This window comes from Nonomuraea sp. KM90 (genome assembly GCF_052246675.1).
GTDB lineage: Bacteria > Actinomycetota > Actinomycetes > Streptosporangiales > Streptosporangiaceae > Nonomuraea.
In genome coordinates this window covers 14,948-32,148 of record NZ_JBQQCB010000072.1, presented here as the reverse complement: position 1 = coordinate 32,148, position 17,201 = coordinate 14,948, and the positions used below count along the sequence as shown (strand labels likewise).

Annotated in this window: 18 protein-coding genes; 6 read left to right on the top strand and 12 right to left on the bottom strand. The window is 70.8% G+C overall.

Annotation, left to right across the window (positions count from 1 at the left end):
* Nucleotides 1–87: 87 nt before the first annotated feature.
* Nucleotides 88–990, bottom strand: coding sequence for a hypothetical protein (locus ACTWPW_RS42375; RefSeq protein WP_375113628.1), 903 nt, complete (start codon nt 988–990; stop codon nt 88–90).
* Nucleotides 991–1,139: 149 nt separating this feature from the next.
* Between ACTWPW_RS42375 and ACTWPW_RS42370 the strand changes: the two genes are divergently transcribed.
* Together ACTWPW_RS42370 and ACTWPW_RS42365 are read left to right on the top strand one after the other, a co-directional pair.
* On the top strand, nt 1,140–2,108 hold the full coding sequence (locus tag ACTWPW_RS42370; protein ID WP_375113627.1) for an RNA polymerase subunit sigma-70: 969 nt from the start codon (nt 1,140–1,142) through the stop codon (nt 2,106–2,108).
* The gene (locus ACTWPW_RS42365; protein WP_443172005.1) at nt 2,105–2,404 is read left to right on the top strand and encodes a TfoX/Sxy family protein; all 300 of its coding nucleotides are present in this window, start codon (nt 2,105–2,107) and stop codon (nt 2,402–2,404) included. Before ACTWPW_RS42370 ends, ACTWPW_RS42365 begins: the two co-directional genes overlap by 4 nt.
* Here the strand turns inward: ACTWPW_RS42365 and ACTWPW_RS42360 are convergent.
* Nucleotides 2,361–2,792 (bottom strand): SRPBCC family protein, encoded by a 432-nt coding sequence (locus ACTWPW_RS42360; protein WP_443172004.1) that lies wholly within the window; start codon nt 2,790–2,792, stop codon nt 2,361–2,363. The genes ACTWPW_RS42365 and ACTWPW_RS42360 overlap by 44 nt on opposite strands.
* A 210-nt stretch (nt 2,793–3,002) precedes the next feature.
* On the opposite strand from ACTWPW_RS42360, the gene ACTWPW_RS42355 reads away from it, so the two are divergent.
* Nucleotides 3,003–4,262, top strand: coding sequence for a glycosyltransferase (locus ACTWPW_RS42355; protein WP_443172003.1), 1,260 nt, complete (start codon nt 3,003–3,005; stop codon nt 4,260–4,262).
* A 153-nt stretch (nt 4,263–4,415) separates the two neighbouring features.
* Here ACTWPW_RS42355 and ACTWPW_RS42350 read toward each other — a convergent pair whose 3' ends face one another.
* Genes ACTWPW_RS42350 through ACTWPW_RS42340 form a run of 3 tightly spaced genes read right to left on the bottom strand, consistent with a single transcriptional unit; the run spans nt 4,416 to nt 5,709 of the window.
* The gene (locus ACTWPW_RS42350) at nt 4,416–4,670 is read right to left on the bottom strand and encodes a glycosyltransferase (RefSeq protein WP_443172002.1); all 255 of its coding nucleotides are present in this window, start codon (nt 4,668–4,670) and stop codon (nt 4,416–4,418) included.
* Entirely contained in the window at nt 4,667–5,140 is a 474-nt protein-coding gene (locus tag ACTWPW_RS42345) for a GbsR/MarR family transcriptional regulator (RefSeq protein WP_375113621.1), read from the bottom strand. Before ACTWPW_RS42345 ends, ACTWPW_RS42350 begins: the two co-directional genes overlap by 4 nt.
* Entirely contained in the window at nt 5,104–5,709 is a 606-nt protein-coding gene (locus ACTWPW_RS42340; protein ID WP_443172001.1) for a TetR/AcrR family transcriptional regulator, read from the bottom strand. The genes ACTWPW_RS42345 and ACTWPW_RS42340 overlap by 37 nt, the downstream gene beginning before the upstream one ends.
* A 74-nt stretch (nt 5,710–5,783) precedes the next feature.
* Between ACTWPW_RS42340 and ACTWPW_RS42335 the strand changes: the two genes are divergently transcribed.
* Nucleotides 5,784–6,191, top strand: a complete 408-nt coding sequence (locus ACTWPW_RS42335; RefSeq protein WP_375113619.1) for a RidA family protein — start codon at nt 5,784–5,786, stop codon at nt 6,189–6,191.
* Between the two features lie 331 nt (nt 6,192–6,522).
* Here ACTWPW_RS42335 and ACTWPW_RS42330 read toward each other — a convergent pair whose 3' ends face one another.
* From ACTWPW_RS42330 to ACTWPW_RS42300, 7 genes are all read right to left on the bottom strand, one after another.
* Nucleotides 6,523–6,672, bottom strand: coding sequence for a hypothetical protein (locus ACTWPW_RS42330; RefSeq protein WP_375113618.1), 150 nt, complete (start codon nt 6,670–6,672; stop codon nt 6,523–6,525).
* Between the two features lie 144 nt (nt 6,673–6,816).
* Nucleotides 6,817–7,170: a Pepco domain-containing protein gene (locus tag ACTWPW_RS42325; RefSeq protein ID WP_443172000.1), complete on the bottom strand. Its 354-nt coding sequence runs from the start codon at nt 7,168–7,170 to the stop codon at nt 6,817–6,819.
* Between the two features lie 11 nt (nt 7,171–7,181).
* Complete coding sequence (locus ACTWPW_RS42320; RefSeq protein ID WP_443171999.1) at nt 7,182–8,390, bottom strand: CHAT domain-containing protein; 1,209 nt, start codon at nt 8,388–8,390, stop codon at nt 7,182–7,184.
* A complete protein-coding gene (locus ACTWPW_RS42315; RefSeq protein ID WP_443171998.1) occupies nt 8,387–12,196 on the bottom strand; it encodes a hypothetical protein in 3,810 nt (1,269 codons plus the stop codon). The genes ACTWPW_RS42320 and ACTWPW_RS42315 overlap by 4 nt, the downstream gene beginning before the upstream one ends.
* Before the next feature lie 17 nt (nt 12,197–12,213).
* Nucleotides 12,214–13,287, bottom strand: coding sequence for a hypothetical protein (locus ACTWPW_RS42310; RefSeq protein ID WP_443171997.1), 1,074 nt, complete (start codon nt 13,285–13,287; stop codon nt 12,214–12,216).
* A 142-nt stretch (nt 13,288–13,429) separates the two neighbouring features.
* Nucleotides 13,430–14,680, bottom strand: coding sequence for a threonine ammonia-lyase IlvA (ilvA, locus tag ACTWPW_RS42305; RefSeq protein ID WP_375113613.1), 1,251 nt, complete (start codon nt 14,678–14,680; stop codon nt 13,430–13,432).
* 335 nt (nt 14,681–15,015) lie between these two features.
* Nucleotides 15,016–15,348, bottom strand: a complete 333-nt coding sequence (locus ACTWPW_RS42300) for a nuclear transport factor 2 family protein (RefSeq protein ID WP_375113612.1) — start codon at nt 15,346–15,348, stop codon at nt 15,016–15,018.
* A gap of 71 nt (nt 15,349–15,419) precedes the next feature.
* Between ACTWPW_RS42300 and ACTWPW_RS42295 the strand changes: the two genes are divergently transcribed.
* Nucleotides 15,420–16,160 (top strand): TetR/AcrR family transcriptional regulator, encoded by a 741-nt coding sequence (locus tag ACTWPW_RS42295; protein WP_443171996.1) that lies wholly within the window; start codon nt 15,420–15,422, stop codon nt 16,158–16,160.
* Between the two features lie 139 nt (nt 16,161–16,299).
* Nucleotides 16,300–17,196, top strand: a complete 897-nt coding sequence (locus ACTWPW_RS42290) for a hypothetical protein (RefSeq protein ID WP_375113610.1) — start codon at nt 16,300–16,302, stop codon at nt 17,194–17,196.
* The last annotated feature ends 5 nt before the right edge of the window (nt 17,197–17,201 follow it).

Genomic DNA, 17,201 nt, shown 5'->3' with positions numbered 1-17,201 from the left:
ACATGTCCGGGCGGAAGGACAAGGCCGGAGGCAGGACGCCGAGAGGCGCCCGCACTCCCGATCCCACGGTCGAGGGAAGTCGCCGCGTCAGTCCTTGGCGAGCCCGCCGCAGGTGAAGCCCTTCTCCCGCTCCGGCTCGAGCTGGATCTCGCCCAGGTTGGTCGTCTCTATGGGCCGGCGGAAGGTCTCGAGCTTGTCGCAGTCGTAGAAGACGTACGTGCCTTCGCTCTCGCCGAGCAGCATCATCCAGCGGCCGTCGTAGAGCGGCTTGTCGTTCTCGGCGTTCTTGATGACGGTCCACTGGTCCTGGAAGCCGACGTAGCCGAGCAGCTCGTTGGCCTGGCCGGTCTCCTGGACCTCGATCGCGCCCCGTACCATCGCGAAGATCAGCAGAAAGCCCAGGCCGACACCGGTGAGGGCGCCGACGAGGACCTTCGTGGCGGCGCGCCCGACCGGTTTGCGGCGCAGCAGCCGGAACGGCACCAGGAACGTCAGCACGCCGAGCCCCACGGCGATGACGACCATGACGGTGAGGTCGAGGTCGCCGACGATGTTGAACAGCCCCCAGTAGGTCCCACCGGACCACAACGCGGCGATCGAGGCCGACAGCCACGGCCGCCGCCGGACGGCTCCCAGCAGCCTGCCGAGCGCGCCACCGGTCAGCTTGTCGGCCACCCAGCAGAACCCCACGACGAGCCCGAGGGTGGGAACGAGGATCAGCAGCATCAGGATCAGGGTGCCCATGAGCCGGCCCAGAAGGACGGACTGATCGATGCCCACCTGCTGCGGATTGATGCCGAAGACCCCGTACATCTGCTCGACGCCGAGGTAGAGCACCGCGTAGAGCGTCACGCCGATGGGGACGATGACGGAGCCGATGCGCTCGATCAGCCCGAGAACGCCGCCGTCGCTGTCCTGCTCCGGCGAGGCGTGACTCTCGGCGAGCGGGGGTGTATCAGTGTGATCTATTGCAACCTGGTGACTGGACATGGCGCACGAAGCTAGAGCCTGCGCATTGACGGATCATGCACAAAAGGTAGACGCCCTGGTTCGGGGCAGGAACGGGCCAGGGTGCGGCAGCCGACGACCCCTCCCCGATCTCCGGCTGGATGTCGTACCCGGTCGCTAGGCTCGCTGCCGTGAGCACGGCCGAGGACACCGACATCGAGCAGGCGCGTCTGCTGGCCGCCGCGCAAGGTGGCGATCGCGCCGCCTTCGACGCCCTGGTCGGGCCGCATCGGCGAGCCCTGCACCTGCACTGCTACCGCATGCTCGGCTCGATCGACCAGGCCGACGACGCGCTGCAGGAAGCGCTGCTGCGGGCCTGGCGCGGCCTGGGCGGCTTCGAGGGCCGGGCGCCGCTGCACCACTGGCTCCACAGGGTCGCGACCATGGCGTGTCTGCGGGCCGTCGAGCGGCGGGAGCGCCTCCCGGCCGTCCACGCCGAGATCGCCCACCTGCAGCCCTACCCCGACACGCTGCTCGACGAGATTGACCCCGCCCTGGTCGCCGAGCGGCGCGAGGAGGTGGCGCTGGCGTTCGTCGCGGCGCTGCAGCTGCTGCCGCCGACCCAGCGGGCCGTGGTCATTCTCCGCGAGGTGCTGTGCTGGAGCGCCGCCGAGGTCGCCGCCCTGCTCGAGCTCAGCGTCCCGGCCGTCAACAGCTCGTTGCAACGCGGCCGGGCCGCCCTTCGCTCGCAGGCCGCCCGGCCGGAGCGTCCGCTGATCGACTACGAGAGACAGCTGCTCCGCCGGTTCGTGCGGTCCTGGCAGCGGCGCGACCTCGACGCGCTGGCCGCCCTGCTGCGTGAAGACGTGATCCTCCGGATGCCGCCGGAGCAGGTCGAGATCACCGGCCGGACGGCGGTGACGGAGTTCTTCGCCACGCGGCCGGCCGGCGGGCGGCTCGACCTCATCACCCTGGTCGAGATCGCGGCCAACGGCCAGCCGGCGCTGGCGGCCTACCTGCCCGACCGCACCGGCACCTGCCGCGGCTACGGGATCATGGTGCTGTCCCTGACCCCGCACGGTGTGGCGGAGATCGTCGGCTTCCCCGACCTCGGCCTGTACCGCCGGTTCGGCCTGCCGCTGGAGGGTGGTGCGCGATGAGGCTGCGCGATCTGCGCAATCTGGGGCCCAAGAGCGAGGAGTGGCTGGCGTTGGCAGGTGTCCGGGAGCCGGGGCAACTCGCCGAGCCCGGCGCCGTGGAGGTCTATCGCCGCCTGCAGGACGCGGCCGTTCCCGGGCTGTCGCTGAACGCCCTGTGGGCGATGGAAGGCGCCCTGACCGACACCGACTGGCGCAACCTCCCGCCCGGGCGCAAGCAGGAGCTGCTGGCCGAGCTCGCCGAAGCAGAGCCGGTCAGGCCTCCAGCCGGGCGCGCAGGCGGTCCAGGTCAGCGCTGATGCTCCGGTGGACCTGGCGTCTGAGCAGAGGCGTCGCCCAGCGGAAGAACCAGCCGGGCTCGCCGGAGGCGCGGATGGTGACCAGAGTGCCGTCCGGATGGCCGGCCAGCTCGTAGCGGATCGTCATCGGAAACGGCCGCTCCACCGCCAGCTCCACCATGCGGCCGGGCTCATGCGCGGTGACGACGTAGGCGTAGGTGAAACCGCGCCCGAGAAACCGGGCGGTCCGCTCCACCTGGTCGCCCGTCCGCAGCGGGCCAGGCCGAGCGGGGCGGCTGGCGGTGATGCCACCGGTCCACTCCAGGTCGTGAGCCGGATCGAACATGTACGCCGCCACCTCGGCCCGCTCCCGCCGCACCACGACCCGCGGGCTCACCTCGACTGACATGCCTCCGATTCTGTCCTGCCGAAGCGGGAAATCCCGCCGCATCCGTCATGTCGGCGCGGTGAGCCGGGAGCGCGCTCGCGGCGGTCGCCGTCCTTGCCCAATGCTGACCACTTGGTTAGCATTCTGAGCGTGTGGTCAGATGGCGATGCGCGGCAGGGTCGCCGCTGAGCCGGCGCCGCCGGCCCGGGGCAGGAACGAGCGGAGGTCGCGATGAAGGTGCTCATCCTCACGCACGGGACGCGGGGTGACGTGCAGCCGTACGCGGGGCTGGCGCTGGCGCTGCGACGGGCCGGGCACGAGGCGGTGCTGGGCGCTCCGGCGGCGATGGCCGGCCTGGCCGAGCCGCACGGGATCACCTACGCCCCGGTGGACGACGGGACGAACAAGCTCATGGACGACCCCGGGATCCGCGAGGCGATCGACACCAACTATCGGGGACTGCGCGGCAAGAAGGTCGCGCTGGAGGTGATGCGGCGCAGCAAGTCGCTCATGGCCCAGGTCTTCGACGACATGGCCGCCGTCGCCGAAGCCGGGGCGGACCTCGTGGTGCACACGCCGAGCATCCCCGGGCACCACTTCGCCGAACGGCTGGGTGTGCCGGCGGTGCCCGCGGTGCTGCAGCCGGTGTGGGTGCCGACCGGCGCCTTCCGCAACCCGATGGTGCCGGTGGCGCTGCCCAAGGTGGTCAACCGGGCCTCCTACCTGGCGGTCAAGCTGCTGCTTCGCTCCGTCCACGGCCTCGGCGACACCTTGCGCGATCGGCTGGAGCTGCCGCGGCGGCGCGGCAGGCACGACTTCCTGCGCCGCCCGGACGGCAGCCCGGCCACCGTGCTGCAAGGTTTCAGCGCGCACGTGCTTCCGGCGGCGCTGGATTACCTGGCCTGGGTGCACACCACGGGCTTCTGGTATCTGCCCGCCCCGCCCGGCTGGGCGCCCTCACCGGAGTTGGCCGCGTTCCTGGAAGCGGGGCAGGCCCCGGTGTACATCGGGTTCGGCAGCATGGCGGGCAACGACCCCGAGCGGATCGGCCGGATCGTGATCGAGGCCGTGCGGCTGGCCGCGGTGCGGGCGGTGGTGGCGTCCGGGTGGGGCGGTCTGCGGGTGCGCGACCTGCCGGACGAGGTCTTCCAGCTCGACCAGGCGCCGCACGATTGGCTGTTCCCGCGCATGGCCGCGATCGTGCACCACGGCGGCAGCGGCACCACCGGCGCGGCACTGGCCGCCGGGCGGCCGCAGGTGGTCTGCCCGTTCGTGGCCGACCAGCCGTTCTGGGCCGCCCGCGTGCACGCGGCCGGTGTCGCCCCGCCGCCGCAGCCCCAGCGGCGTCTCACCGCCGAAGGGCTGGCCGCCGCCATTCGCGCGGCCGTGAGTGACGCGGCCATGGCACGGGCCGCCGCGCGCCTGGGACACGCCGTTCGAGGCGAGGACGGGAACAGCCGCGCCGTCAAGATCTTGGAGTCGCTGTCATGAGCATCGCCCGTCGCGTGCTCGACATCCTGGTGCCGCCCGCCAGGCCGAGCTGCCGCAGCCGCCGAGACCCGGCCGGCGACGGTGGAGAAGGACCTGCCTCTGGCGGGGCGGTGCCACGAGGGCGCCTGACCCTCTCGGTCACCCCGCTCCACTTCAAGCCTGAGCTGTGTCCGGGCAGGTGATGCGGGTGATGGCGGCGCGCACGCCCTGCCCTTGGACGGAGTCCTGGAGCGCGAGCATCTCGTCGTTCAGCGGCGCGAACTCCACCCCGTGGGCGGCGGCGAGCGGTGCGAAGCGCCGGGGCGCGGCCAGCACCGGCTGGTGCCCGGCCGCCAGCAGCCCGCGGGCCAGGGCAAGGTACGGCTGGACATCGCCGCGACTGCCCACAGTGATCAGTAACGGTCTCAACGCTTGTCCTTGAGTTCGTCCCACTCGTCCAGCAGGCGGGGGAACCGGTCCATCATGAACGCGTACATGTCGCGCATGAGCTCCAGCCGCCGCCGGCGGGCCGGGTCGTCGCCCACTGCCCGCAGCCCCTGCTCGGCCAGTGCCCGGAAGCTCTCGAACTCGGCCATCTTCGCGCGGAAGGCGCGGGCGAAGACGTCCTCGGCCAGCCGGTAGCGGTCGCGCCGCTCACCCCGCACCCGGAACCGCTCCACCAGGCCCGCCTGCTCCAGCTGCCGCAGCGCGACGCTCATGCTGCTCTTGGCCACGGCCAGCGCCTCGGACAGCTCCGGCGCGTCCGCACCGGAGCTGTCGGCGGTCAGCAGCCATCCCATGACCCGGCCTGACGTGCGGCTCAGCCCGAGCCGCTCGTAGAAGCTCGGAGCGCGATCGGAGGTCAGGGGTGCCAGCCGCGTTCGACCGACCGGCGGCATCGTTCGGGGTGGTCGCCCGCACCGGTGAACAGGGCGGTCAGCAGCGGCACGCCATGGGCCAGCGACTGACGGGGCAGGGGGCCGGTGGCGACCAGTGATGCCAGGCCATGTCCGATGGTCCAGCTCTGCGTGGCCAGCTCCAGCGGGTCGACGTCGTCGCGAAAGCGGCCGGCGGCCGTGGCCCGTTCGACGGTGCGGACCAGGCAGTGCAGCGTGTCGTCCGCGGCCGCGGCGTTTTCGAGCTCGAACCCGGCGTCGAGCATGACCCGGTAGAGATCGGGACCGGCCATGGCGTTGGACACGTAGGCGGCGCCGAGGGCGGCCAGGTCCCGTACCGGATCCGCGGACATCGACACGGCGGCGAGCCTGGCCGCCAGGCGAGTGAAGCCTTCCTGCCGCATCGCCGACCACAGGCCGTCCATGCCGCCGAAATAGGTGTAGACGGCCATGGTCGACACGCCGGTTCCGGCCACCAGCGAGCGGAGCGTGACCGGTTGCCGGGCGGCGAGCATCTGCGCGGCCCGGTCGATGAGCAGCGAGCGGACCGCGGGGTCCTTCAACCTCACCATGGCCCCACAATACATAGCTTTGCTATGTTATCGGCTGGGACCGAACATGCTGTGCCGATGCGCAAGGAGCGGACATGACCGTGACGCTGGTCAACCCCGACGGGTTGCCGAAACCCGACGTCTACCGCCAGCTGTCGATCGCCACCGGATCGAAGCTGGTGTTCCTGGCGGGCCAGGTGGCCCGCGACGCCGAGGGCGGACGAGTCGGCGAGGGTGATCTGGCCGCCCAGGTCGAGCAGGCGTACCTCAACATCGGCACCGCCCTGGCTGCAGTGGGCGGATCCTTCGACGACGTGGCCAAACTGACCGTCTACGTCGTCGACTGGACACCCGACAAGATGCCGCTGCTGGGCGAGGGAGTCGCCCGCGCGGCGGCGAAGCTGGGGGTCGACCCGGTCAAGCCGATCACGCTGCTGGGCGTCGCGGCGCTGGGAGAACCCGACCTGCTGGTCGAGGTCGAGGCCACCGCCGTCATCGACTGAGCCGAGGCGCCGCGGACCCGCCCACCGGCCTCCCGGGCATGATCCCTTGTCGGCCGGGCATGACAGCGCATCGCGGGTCACGGCGGTAGCGGTGCACACCAGGACATTGGGACAGAACTTGCAGGTGTCGGCCTTGGGGCTGAGCTGCAAGGAAATGTCGCAAAGTTATGCCCGAAACTGGACGCCCTGGCTGCCAAGGTGGGTGTGGCCGGCGATCGGTACGGCGAGGCGCACATGAACCTCGTCGGGCGCTGACCGGCGTCAGACGACCGTGGCGGTCCGGCCGAACCCCGGTTCGATCACCGGGTGGCCGGTGTGCCGCACGCCCGGATCAGTGACGCCGCCCCCGGAACCGCTCCAGAAAACTCCGAGCCTTCTGCTGGTTACGCGGGTCGCGGGCGATCCGTTTTGCCTTTTCCACGTTCGCTCTGCCTTTGGGGCTGCGCAGGTACGCGCGCACCCGATCCATGAGTGTCGTCATGCGCACCCCCTACCCGAAGCGTCACATCCGAAGCCGAAAGCCGTCATCAATCCGCCGGCGGAGGACCCCGCCGCCACGGTTCGGCACCGCAGGCCGGGCCAGACCTCATCACCGCAGGGCCACCGAACGCCCCGGCAGGTAAGTTCACGATCGATGATCGTCCGGGAGCTCCGGCCGGTCCGCGTCATCGGACGGCGGCTTGGCCCGGGTGAACGTGAAGATGATCCCGCCTTTGCCCCCGGCCTCACCCCCGGAACCCAGCAGGCTCAGCTTGCCCTTGGCGCTGATCTCTGCGCTGACCTGAACGCTTTCCATCGTGTAGCCGGACAACGCCTGCGGAACGTCGGCCATGGCCTCGCTCAGGGCGTCCACGAATCCGGTGATGTTGCTCCGCAGCGTCGTGGCGGACACTTTGGCCCGCCGGAAGAGGAATGTGCCCAGAGATCGATCCGTGCTCTCCTCCGAGATGCCAATGATCCAGAGGTCGGTGTCGGGCATAAGCGTCTCCTTCACGGTGGCGGGGGGATGACGACATCGGGCTGGCCGTACAGGACGTACAGCAGGCCCAGGGGATTGGCGAACTTGGACAGGAGCTCGCGCCGGGCCAGGACGAGAGCCTTGCCGGCGCTCTGGTTCGCGAGCAGCTCCTCATAGAACAGGCGGGCGAACTGGGCGGCGGTCACGTCGGGCACGTTGGTCATGGGGCCGATCACGGTCCGATGACGTCTTTGGATGAACCACATCGGCCACGAGGACAGCCGCTGGGGATCTATCGTCCCCGCTCGGCAGGCGTTGAGGAACACCAGTGGTCGGACCGAATCGGCGGACAGACGTTCGCGGTACGGCTCCCACGCTGTCGTGTACGCGGACTGCAGGGTCTCCAGGGTGACCGGTCGAGGCTCATCGTCCTCGCAGCCTGACAGCAGAAGGAAGTTCCGATCCTGCTCGGCGACGCAGTGGCAGGCGAAATGTTGCACCTGAACTTCGGTGTCCGCCCTTGCCGCCGAATACCGCAGCCGGGGATCGACCAGGCCCTCCGCCAGCCTGTTCACCACCTCCACGTTCGGTACGCCCGGGGCCGGCCAGGGACCGTTGAGTTGAAGCTCGCGCTCGCCCAGTCCGACGAAGAAGTCGTGTTCGTCCTGCACCGCGGCCAACGGCTGATACCAGGTGAAGGCGAGCTGCAGCGGCTTCCCTGTGAGTGGTTGCGCCGGTGCGGCGTCCGGCACATCCGGTGCGCGTCGCACTACGGCGACGAAGCTGAGGAACCGGCGGCTGAACGTCTCGATGTCCTCTATGCGCTCGGGAACCGGAGCCGGCCCGAACAGGGGAAGCAACTCGAAGGGAAATTCACCGGTAGGCCCCGTGACCTCCACGATCGGCACCTCGATGCCAGTGGCCGCGGCGAGCAGGGCACCCGCGCAGAACTTGCGGATCTCCAGGACGCGGTCGAGGCTCTGGAAGATGTTCTCCATCAGCCTTCTCGTGTCGTGGAACAACTGTCCCAGCGCTTTTCCAGACGTGTCAGGTGAGACCCCGACCTCGCGTCCGATGCACTCCTTGAGCGCGTTGAGGCAGGGTTCCAGCTCCTTGCGCGCATGGATGAGAGCGTTTCGCGGAATGTCATACTGCCGCGCTTCGCCCGTACTGGGGATGAGCCGGATGGTGTCGCGGCCTCTCCCCTCCTTGACATCGATGCGCAGGAACGCCCGGTTCACGGTGACACCGTCCAGGAGACCCTGACGTTCTGGATCAGCCGCTCCTGCTGCGCCAGCCGCACCCACAGCAGCCGCTCCCCGGCTTCGGCGGGAGGCTCGAAAGGCAGGCCGGCTGTGGCGGTGGCGTCGGCGCCGACCAGGTCGAGGCGCTGCGCCGGCCCGCTCACCCCCATGCCGACGAGCTCGACCGTGAAGGTCGCACGCTCAGCAGGGTCCCCCTGCTCGATGACGACCGACGCCTCCAGCGACCGAGGCGCGGCGGCGGGGCCCAGCCGGGCGCGGACCACGTACGATCCGCCCGGCCGCAACCGGAAGCGGCCCTCGTCGTCAGGCTGGAGGACGGCGCCCCCGAGGCTTTCGAGCCATACCGACAGAACGCCGCGATAGTTGATCAGCCGAGGCGGCTGCAGCGCCCTGTGGAGTGCGGAGGACACGGCGCTGTCCAGGGCCTCCGAGCTGACCTCGATGGCGCCGCTCTCGTCCGGCTCGGTGAGCGCCTTCTGCGCGTTCCTGTCGATGGGAGACGTGATCATCTGCTGGGCGAAGCCGAAGAGCACCGCCCAGGCCAGGATCTGGGCGGGACCACTCGGGCTGCCCAGGCCAAGGGTGAGGCCACCGCGCAGGGCCAGCAGGCCGACCAGCGCGAGCAGCCCGCCCAGCGGCAGCTTCAGCAGCGTGAGCGAGGCGGGCAGCGCGGACAGGCGGCGCAGCGAGACCGCGGCGCCGATGGCCGCGCCGACCACGCCGAGCGCCATGACCAGCGGCACGTCCCACGGCGTCGCCCCGCCGCCCGGTGGGCGGACGCCGGTGGGGCAGGCGAGCGCGTCTCCGGCCGGAAAGCACGGCGGCAGCGCGCCGGGGAATGCCGCGCAGAAGATCGCCAGCCCGGCGAGCAGCGACGCCAGAACCACCGCCACCACCACGAACTGCCGGAACAGGTCGCCTGCCCGCAGCCGCCCCTGCCCCGCCCGCAAGGTGGCGGCGCGCACAGCCGCCATCAGGACGGTACGGTCTACGTCGGTCAGATCACGCTCGCCGAGCCCGGCGTCGATCCGCTCGGCGGCCAGCCTGCGGGGATCGCCCAGCGGAAGGCGGCGCACGTACGTGAGAACCTGCGGCATCTGTCCGCGCACGTAGTCCGTGGGGGCGATGAGCAGGAGGGTCGTCTCCGCCTCGTCGAGATGCTCCACGACGCGCTGGGCCTGGCCCGGATGCGCACGCAGGTCCCGGCCGGAACGATGGTCGAGCGCTCTGCGGGCGGCTTCGAGGTGGGCGCGCACCACGACATAGACCTGCGCCGAACCATGGCCTGACCGCTGCTCGAGCCAGCCGGTCCGGGTTTCCAGATCGGTCAGGCGCACCAGCGCGTCCCCTCGCGAGACCGGCGTCGTCCCGCGGACGGGGGAAAGGGCCTCGGCCGGGCGGGACGGTGACTGAAGTGAGGGCTGGAGTGATGAGGGAGGTGGACGCGGGCCAGTACCGGGCCGCTCAGCAGGAGGAGACAGCAGGCTGTCGATCTCCTGCCACATGGCGGGGTTTCGCCAGTAGCCGCTGTGGCCGCCGATCTGCGGCGGGGTGTCGCCGTACAGGAAGCGGCAGGTCGGAGGATCCGGCAGCGGGCGGTCCACGGCCGGGTCGGTCCCGGCCGCGCAGGGGCCGCCGGCCCAGTCGGTGGGGTAGTGGTAATTCCGCCACAAGGCGACGTGTTCGGCGCTGTTCAGGGCCGCTGCCAGTTCTTCGGTGAAGTAGGCCGGGAAGCCCCAGCCGTACAGCTTGCGCAGGGGCGAGCCGCACGTGACCAGGGTGACCCGCAGGTCCGGCGGGCGGACGGAGCCACGCTGCGCGAGGGCCGCGGCGGCGAGGACCGCCCCCTGGCTGTGGCCCACCAGGAGGATGCGCGCTCCGCGGTCGTGCAGGAACCACATGCGGCGCTGCAGTTCGGGCACGGCGCGCTCGGCGTACGACGGCGGCGCCAGCGGATGGTAACCGCGCGGCCAGAACGTGCCGATGTCCCACAGGACGCCCACGTTGTGCCGGGTGCTGGAGTCCTTCCAGGAGGCGCGGACGAGCATGAGGATCACCAGGGGCAGCAGCGGAGCGAGCACGGTGGCCGTGCCGACCACCCAGCCGGCGGTGCCGTTGGCATCGACCGCCCGCAGGCCCCAGCCCGGCAGCAGCAGCACCAGCAGGCCGACCAGGACGATGGCGCTGAGTAACAGATCGACCTGGAGCGGGAGCCCCGCGAAACGCCTGGCTCTGGCGACCCGGCGGGACCATGTGGCCACGTCGGGGAGCGGTGACGGCGACGGGCCGTCGGCAGCGGAGACCGACCAGATGTCCGCAGTGACGGGCACAGGCATGTCCATTTCGCGATACTCCGCGGCAACCATCGCGGCGCTCTCACGTCGCCCCGCCCGCCACCGGGCCGCCTGCCAGCCGGCGAAGAGCACTGCCAGCGCGACAGGAACCAGGTTCAGCTGCACTGCCAAATCTCTGAACCCTGGGAAGATCACGATGACGGGCTCGGAGCCGTCGGCGGCGGTACGGGAGGCGTACCGGATCTCGCCGAAGGCGTCCGCCACGTTGATGATCAGGCCGATCATCACGGCGTTGGTCAGGCCGATCGCGAGGACGAGCAGTACGAACGGCGCGCCCCAGCGGAAGGCCCGACGTGGCCCTTGTGAGGACACGGAGCGGGATACGGCGCCGGCGACCAGGCAGGCGAGCACGAGCAGCAGGGTGAGGGCCGTCCCGCCGTAGACCCAGGACATGATCTCGCCCAGGCCGGGCAGTTCCTGCGGGGGAGCGGCGGCAGCACCGGGCGTCAGCCATGCGAACACCCCGGCCAGTGTCACAGCCAGCAACGATCCGTATTCGAGCACCGAGCCGAGCTTGAGCAGAACGGGCCCAGCCCTTTCGGGTACGAGCGCCACGACCGCGCCGGTGAGGATCGCCCCTGCCAGGGCCAGGATCAGCAGCCCCGCCATGGAGGGCGAGGCCGGAACCGCGGAACGGACGGTGTGGGTGAGCAGGATCGCCAGCAGGGCCAGGGCGGCCGCGACGTGGATGCGGCCGAGCACGCGCACATACGGGGCGGTGTTCCAGAAGTCGGGGTCCAGCAATCCGGCCGGCAGGCCCGCGGCGCTGTGGTCACACGGCGGGGGCGGATCCGGCGTACCCGGTGGCGGGACCGCCTCGTAGCGGCTCTGGGACCTCTGCGACAGCCACGCGAGCAGAGCGATGGCCAGCAGCGGCACGAGAGCCCCCACCAGGAGGCGGCGTCCGGGATGGGACGTGACCGCGGCCGTCGGCAGGAGGTCCGGCCACCACGGATCCAGACATCTCACGTCCCCCGCGCACTGATAGGCCGCGTAGTCCATGGCGAGCGCCCCGACCAGGAGGACCACGTTGAGGGTGAGCGCCAGCGCCGCCATCCGGACCAAGAGCCGGAACGCCCGGAATCCTCGCGGTGTCCTCTGTACGGCGAACGGCCACATCCACCCCGCCAGGTTCGCCAGCGTGAACGGCAGGAGAAGCAGCCACAGCACGCGTGCCCCGCTCCGGGACGTCAGCCCGCCCCATGAGTAGCCTTCGACGTGGCGGCCCGCGGTGTCCGCCGTCCGGTAGAAACCGGCGAGACGATCCCCCCAGACCTGTTGCGGCGCCAGGTCGCCCAGGAGGTTCTGTGGCGTGGAGCCGCCGACGCCGTGAACCCGCAGTTCGGTCCAGCCGGACAGATCGACGTACGGCGGTACCAGCCCGGACGGCCGGTTCCCCGTCGACACCCCGAAGAGGGGAAGTGCCATGATCGCTCCCGGAGTGGTCAGGCGGGTGACGCGCTGATCGCGTTCTGGCGGACCTGCCTCGCCCCGCGGACCCGGCCGACCACGATCTTGGCCTGCTGGTCCACCAGCCGGGTGAACACCTGCTGCGAGCCGCCGAGCAGCACCGCCCAGGCGATGATCTGCGCCGAGGTGTCCAGCGCGCTCAGGCCCGGCACGAACTGCCCGCGCATGAGCAGCAGCCCGATGAACGCGGTCAGCGCTCCGAACGGCAGCTTGAACAGCGCCAGAGCGACGGGAAGGCCGATCGCGCCGGTCCGCGCCCGCATGCCCTGGATGCCCGCCCCGGCGGTGACAGCCGCGGCGACCAAGCCCAGGAGCTCCACGACCAGCAGGTCGAACGGCTGTGTCGTGGCCGCGACGGCCTGCCGCAGCGGCGTCGAGGCGAGCGACATTTCGCCCGTGGGGCACACCAGCCACACGCCCGCACCCCGTTGCGGCGTGAAGCACAACGGCAGCACGTCCTTGAAGAGCATGCCCGCGACCGCGACGGCCACGGCGATCAGGGACAGGACGAAGGTGGCCACGAGAAGCACGTTGCGGAAGCGGCGTACGCTCATCAACTCCCGGCCCGCTTCCGAGCTCGCCGCCCGCACCAGCGCGACGAGCTGCGTCCTGGCCTGCTCGGTACAGGCGCCCTCGCCTTTGATCGCGAGGTCGGTGCGCAGCTCGTCCAAGCCCTGCAGCCGGGGGTCGCCCTCCGGCAGGTGCCGGGTCACGTGGGCGGTCAGGCTCGGGAGCTGCCCGAGCAGGAAGTAGTTCGGGGCCATGCGCAACAGGTTGGCCTCGGCCGCGTCGCAGTTGCTGTTGGCCGCCTCGAACAGCGCGCCGGTGAAGGACCGGTAGGAGTTGCGGTCGTAGGCGACGGCCTCCCTGGCCCGCCGGATGTGCTCCTCGGTCGCCCGGATGATGCCCTCGTGCCGCTTCGGGTCCTCGCCCTGGCCGTGCGCCCAGGCCGACAGCACCTCCAGCTCCCGGATCCGGGTCAGGGCGCCCTCCCGCCATGACGTGCGCAGCAGGCCCGGGACGAGCTTCTCCTCGTACGCCGCTGTCATCTGGCGCCTCCCTCCACGTGATGGTGCCGTCACCGTACGGGCGGAGGCGGAAGGGCGGACACCGGGAGCCGCTCAGGGATATCCCTAGAGGAACCGGCCGGACGGATGCCCCAGGGCCGGGCTCGGCCACCCTCGACGGAGGTCAGAGAATGAACGTGAACAGGGGCGAGCCCGGGGGGATGCGCTCGACCGTGAGCGGGCCGGCCTTCATCCGGAGCAGGAGGCTGTCGAGGTCGCCTGGCCGTTCGAGTTCGATGCCGACGAGTGCCGGGCCGGTTTCGCGGTTGTTCTTCTTGACGTACTCGAAGGCGATGATGTCCTGGCCCTCGCCCAGGACATCGTCCAGGAAGTGGCGCAGGGCGCCGGGGCGCTGCGGGAAGGTCACCAGGAAGTAGTGCCGCAGGCCGATGTGCACGAGAGAGCGTTCAAGCACTTCGTTGTATCGGCTGACGTCGTTGTTGCCGCCCGACACCACGCACACGACCGGCCCTCCGGGGGCGTGCGGCAGGAGCTCGCGGGCGGCGGCGCCCGCGAGGGCGCCGGCGGGTTCGGCGATGATGCCGTCGGTCTGGTAGAGGTCCAGCATCTCGGTGCAGACCGCGCCCTCGTCGACCGCGACAACCTCGTCGACCAGGTCCTTGACCAGGGGGAAGGTGGCGTCTCCCACCCTTCCGACGGCGGCGCCGTCCACGAAGGTGTCCAGCTCGGGCAGGGCGAGGGGCCCGCCGTGGTCGAGGGCGGCGCTCATGCTGGCCGCTCCGGCGGGTTCGGCGCCCACGATGCGGGTGCCGGGGGAGTGCTCGCGCAGCCAGACGGCGATGCCGCTGATCAGGCCGCCTCCGCCGACCGGGACGACCACGGTGCCCGGCGCCTCCCCGCCCTGGGCGAGGATCTCGAGGCCGACCGTGCCCTGCCCGGCCATCGTCCGGACGTCGTCGAACGGATGCACGTAGATCGCGCCGGCGTGCTCGCTGTCGATGTGCGCGGCGTTGCTCGCCTCGTCGTAGGTGCCGCCGCCGACCACGACCTCCACCCGGTCGCCGCCGAGCGCCGCGATGCGCTCGCGCTTCTGCCGTGGCGTGGTGGACGGGACGTACACGCGACCGCTGATCCCCAGACGCGCGCAGGCGAACGCGACGCCCTGCCCGTGGTTGCCCGCGCTCGCGCAGACCACGCCGCGCCGCCGTTCCTCCTCCGTGAGCGAGGCGATCAGGTTGAACGCTCCGCGCACCTTGTAGGAGCGGCAGACCTGCGCGTCCTCGCGCTTGAGCAGCACCTGGCCGCCGAGCAGGCCGGACAGCCGCTCGTTCGGCTCCAGCGAGGTACGGCGGATCACCGGCCGCAACCGTTCGGCCGCCTGGCTGATCATGACGGCGGTGAGGCGGTCGGTCATGCACACTCCCGGCACTGCAGTGGATCAAGGATGGTCAGCGGGGTTTCCCGTGGTGGTGGCGGCGACCGAACGCGCGATCACTGGCCACGGTGCCCGCCAGGCGCGCACACCGGCCACAACGGCCCCACCAGGCATGCTATTCCTGCGGCGCCTCTCCCTCAGCCAGAAGACCGCAGAGCCCAGGGATGCTTCCTCGGCAAGTGAGCCGACGCGCCCGGTGACCACGGCGGACAGCCCGCGCGTGGGTGCGCGGCTCTCATCTCGGCGCTCCATCTCGGCGGCTCCCGTCTGCGGCCCGGCCTCGGCGCCCTGGCACACGCCTCCGCCGCCTCCTGTCAAGGCGCGATCTCCAGCCGGCGGATGCGGTCGTCGGTGAGGGAGAAGCGCCACTTCAGAACCGCCGTGCCGCCCGGGAAGTTGCCCTCCAGGCGGCCGGTGACCAGCACGGTGTCCTCGTCGGCGACCTCGGCGCCGAGCAGCTCGGTCGTGTACTGGTACTGCGACGCGGCGCCTTCTCGCCAGGCCCGGATCTCCTCGGCCCCGCGTCGCGTCCGGCCTTCGTCGGTGACCACGGCGTCCTCGGTGAACAGGGCGACGACGGCGTCCGGATCGCGGCGCGCGTCGGCCTCGAAGTAGCGGGCCACAGCACCGGGAACGGTGACGTTCATGAGCTCTCCTTCAGGGGTCGCTAATTTCGCTATACGACATAATGTAGCGCTACAGAAGCTACTATAGCGATATGACCACTCGAGGACGGAGCGGCAACGCTCGCGACCGGCTGCTGCTCGCCGCCGCCGAGTTGCTGGACGGCTCCGGCGGCCGCACGTTGTCGACCCGCGCCGTGTGCGAGCGCGCCGGCGTTCAGGCACCCACGCTCTACCACCACTTCGGCAGCAAGCAGGGCCTGATCGACGCGGTGCTCAACCACGGGTTCACCCAGTACGTCCAGCCGCATGCCTCCAGCGGCTCCGCTGACCCCGTGGACGACATCCGTCAGGGCTGGGAGCGTCACGTCCGCTTCGGGCTGGATCATCCGACCTTCTACGCGCTGCTGTACGGGCAGGTCGAGCCGGGCAGGCCCTGCGCCATCACCGCGCCCGCGCACGCCATGTTGCGGGAGCTTCTGACCGAGGCCGCCCGCCGTGGCCTGCTGGGCGTCCCCGTGGACGACGCGGCCGAGCAGATCCTGGCTGCGAACGTCGGGACCACCCTGTCGCTGATCACCCAGCCCGAGGGCGAACGCGACATGGGGCTGTCCGATCGCGTCCGCGAAGCGGCGCTGGCCGCCGTCCTCCACCCGGCCGCGAGACAACCGGCTCCCGACCGGGCGGCCGCCGCGGCGACGCGGGCCGGCGCGGCGCTGACGCTGCGCACGCTCGTCGACGAAGACCCGACAGGGCTGACGGCCGGCGAGCACGGCCTGCTCCGCGAGCTGCTGGACCGGCTGGCCGGGTCCGGATCGCGGCCCGATCCGGCCTGACCCGAGAACCGGGCACGGGGCTCCGGCGCGGGCCTCCAGATCGCACCAAGGAGGCCATCGCCCTATGCTTCCGCCCATGACTTTTCCGCCCTATACACAAAACTCTCCCAGTCAGGAGATTTCCGATTTACCGGCTCCCGTGGCAGCAGAGCCCGCGGAAGTGGGGTCGCGCCAGGAGGACGACGACAGGGTGGGCGTGCTCGACCTGCTCGAAAAGGTGGGATCAGTCGTCGTCCCGCTCGGCGTGACGTTGTACGCGCTGCTCTACATGGGTTACCAGGGCATGTACGCGATCTTCGGCATCACCCCCGAGCAGGCGGGCATCGACCAGTCGGTGCTGCTGGGCCGGCTGCTGGGCACGCTGCTGCCCCTGCTGATCCTCGGCGCCATCGTCGTCGGGATCCTCATCAGCCTGGGCTGGCTGCTGAACGTGATCACGCGCGGCTTGGTGGGCCGGGCCGTGCAGCGGACCCGGGAGCAGCCGTGGATCATCGCCGCGCTCGCAGCGGCATGGGCGGGTGCGTCCTATCTGGGTTGGATGTACTTCATGACCGCTCTGGACGCCGCCGATCCCACCGCGAAAGTGACCGTCGAAGCCGGTGACGTGCTCATCGCGGCCGGGATCGGTGTGCTGGCCTACCTCGTGCCTTTCCGCCTGCTGCGCCGCAAACCGATGGGCCGGGCGGGGCTGAAGGTGCTGGTCGGGGCGCTCACCGGGATCGGGCTCGGCTACCTCCTCATGATCCAGATGATCTACGGTGCGATCGCGGTGCTGGAGAAGGGGGAGTCCACCGCCCTGCTGGACGCCGTCGGCTTCCAGACGCAGTGGGCCAAACTCCAGGACAGCAGCGGCAAGCCCCTGTACGACAGCCGCTGGATGATGGTGCTCGGCGAGCGCGAGGGAGGGTACGCCATCTATGACTGCGACAAGGCGCTGACCTTCCGCAAGTTCTCCGAGAGCACGATCCTGACCGAGGTCCAGATGTGGCCCCCCGACCGCAAGAAGGGCTTCACCTGCGGAAGCCTGGCGGAGTAGGGCTC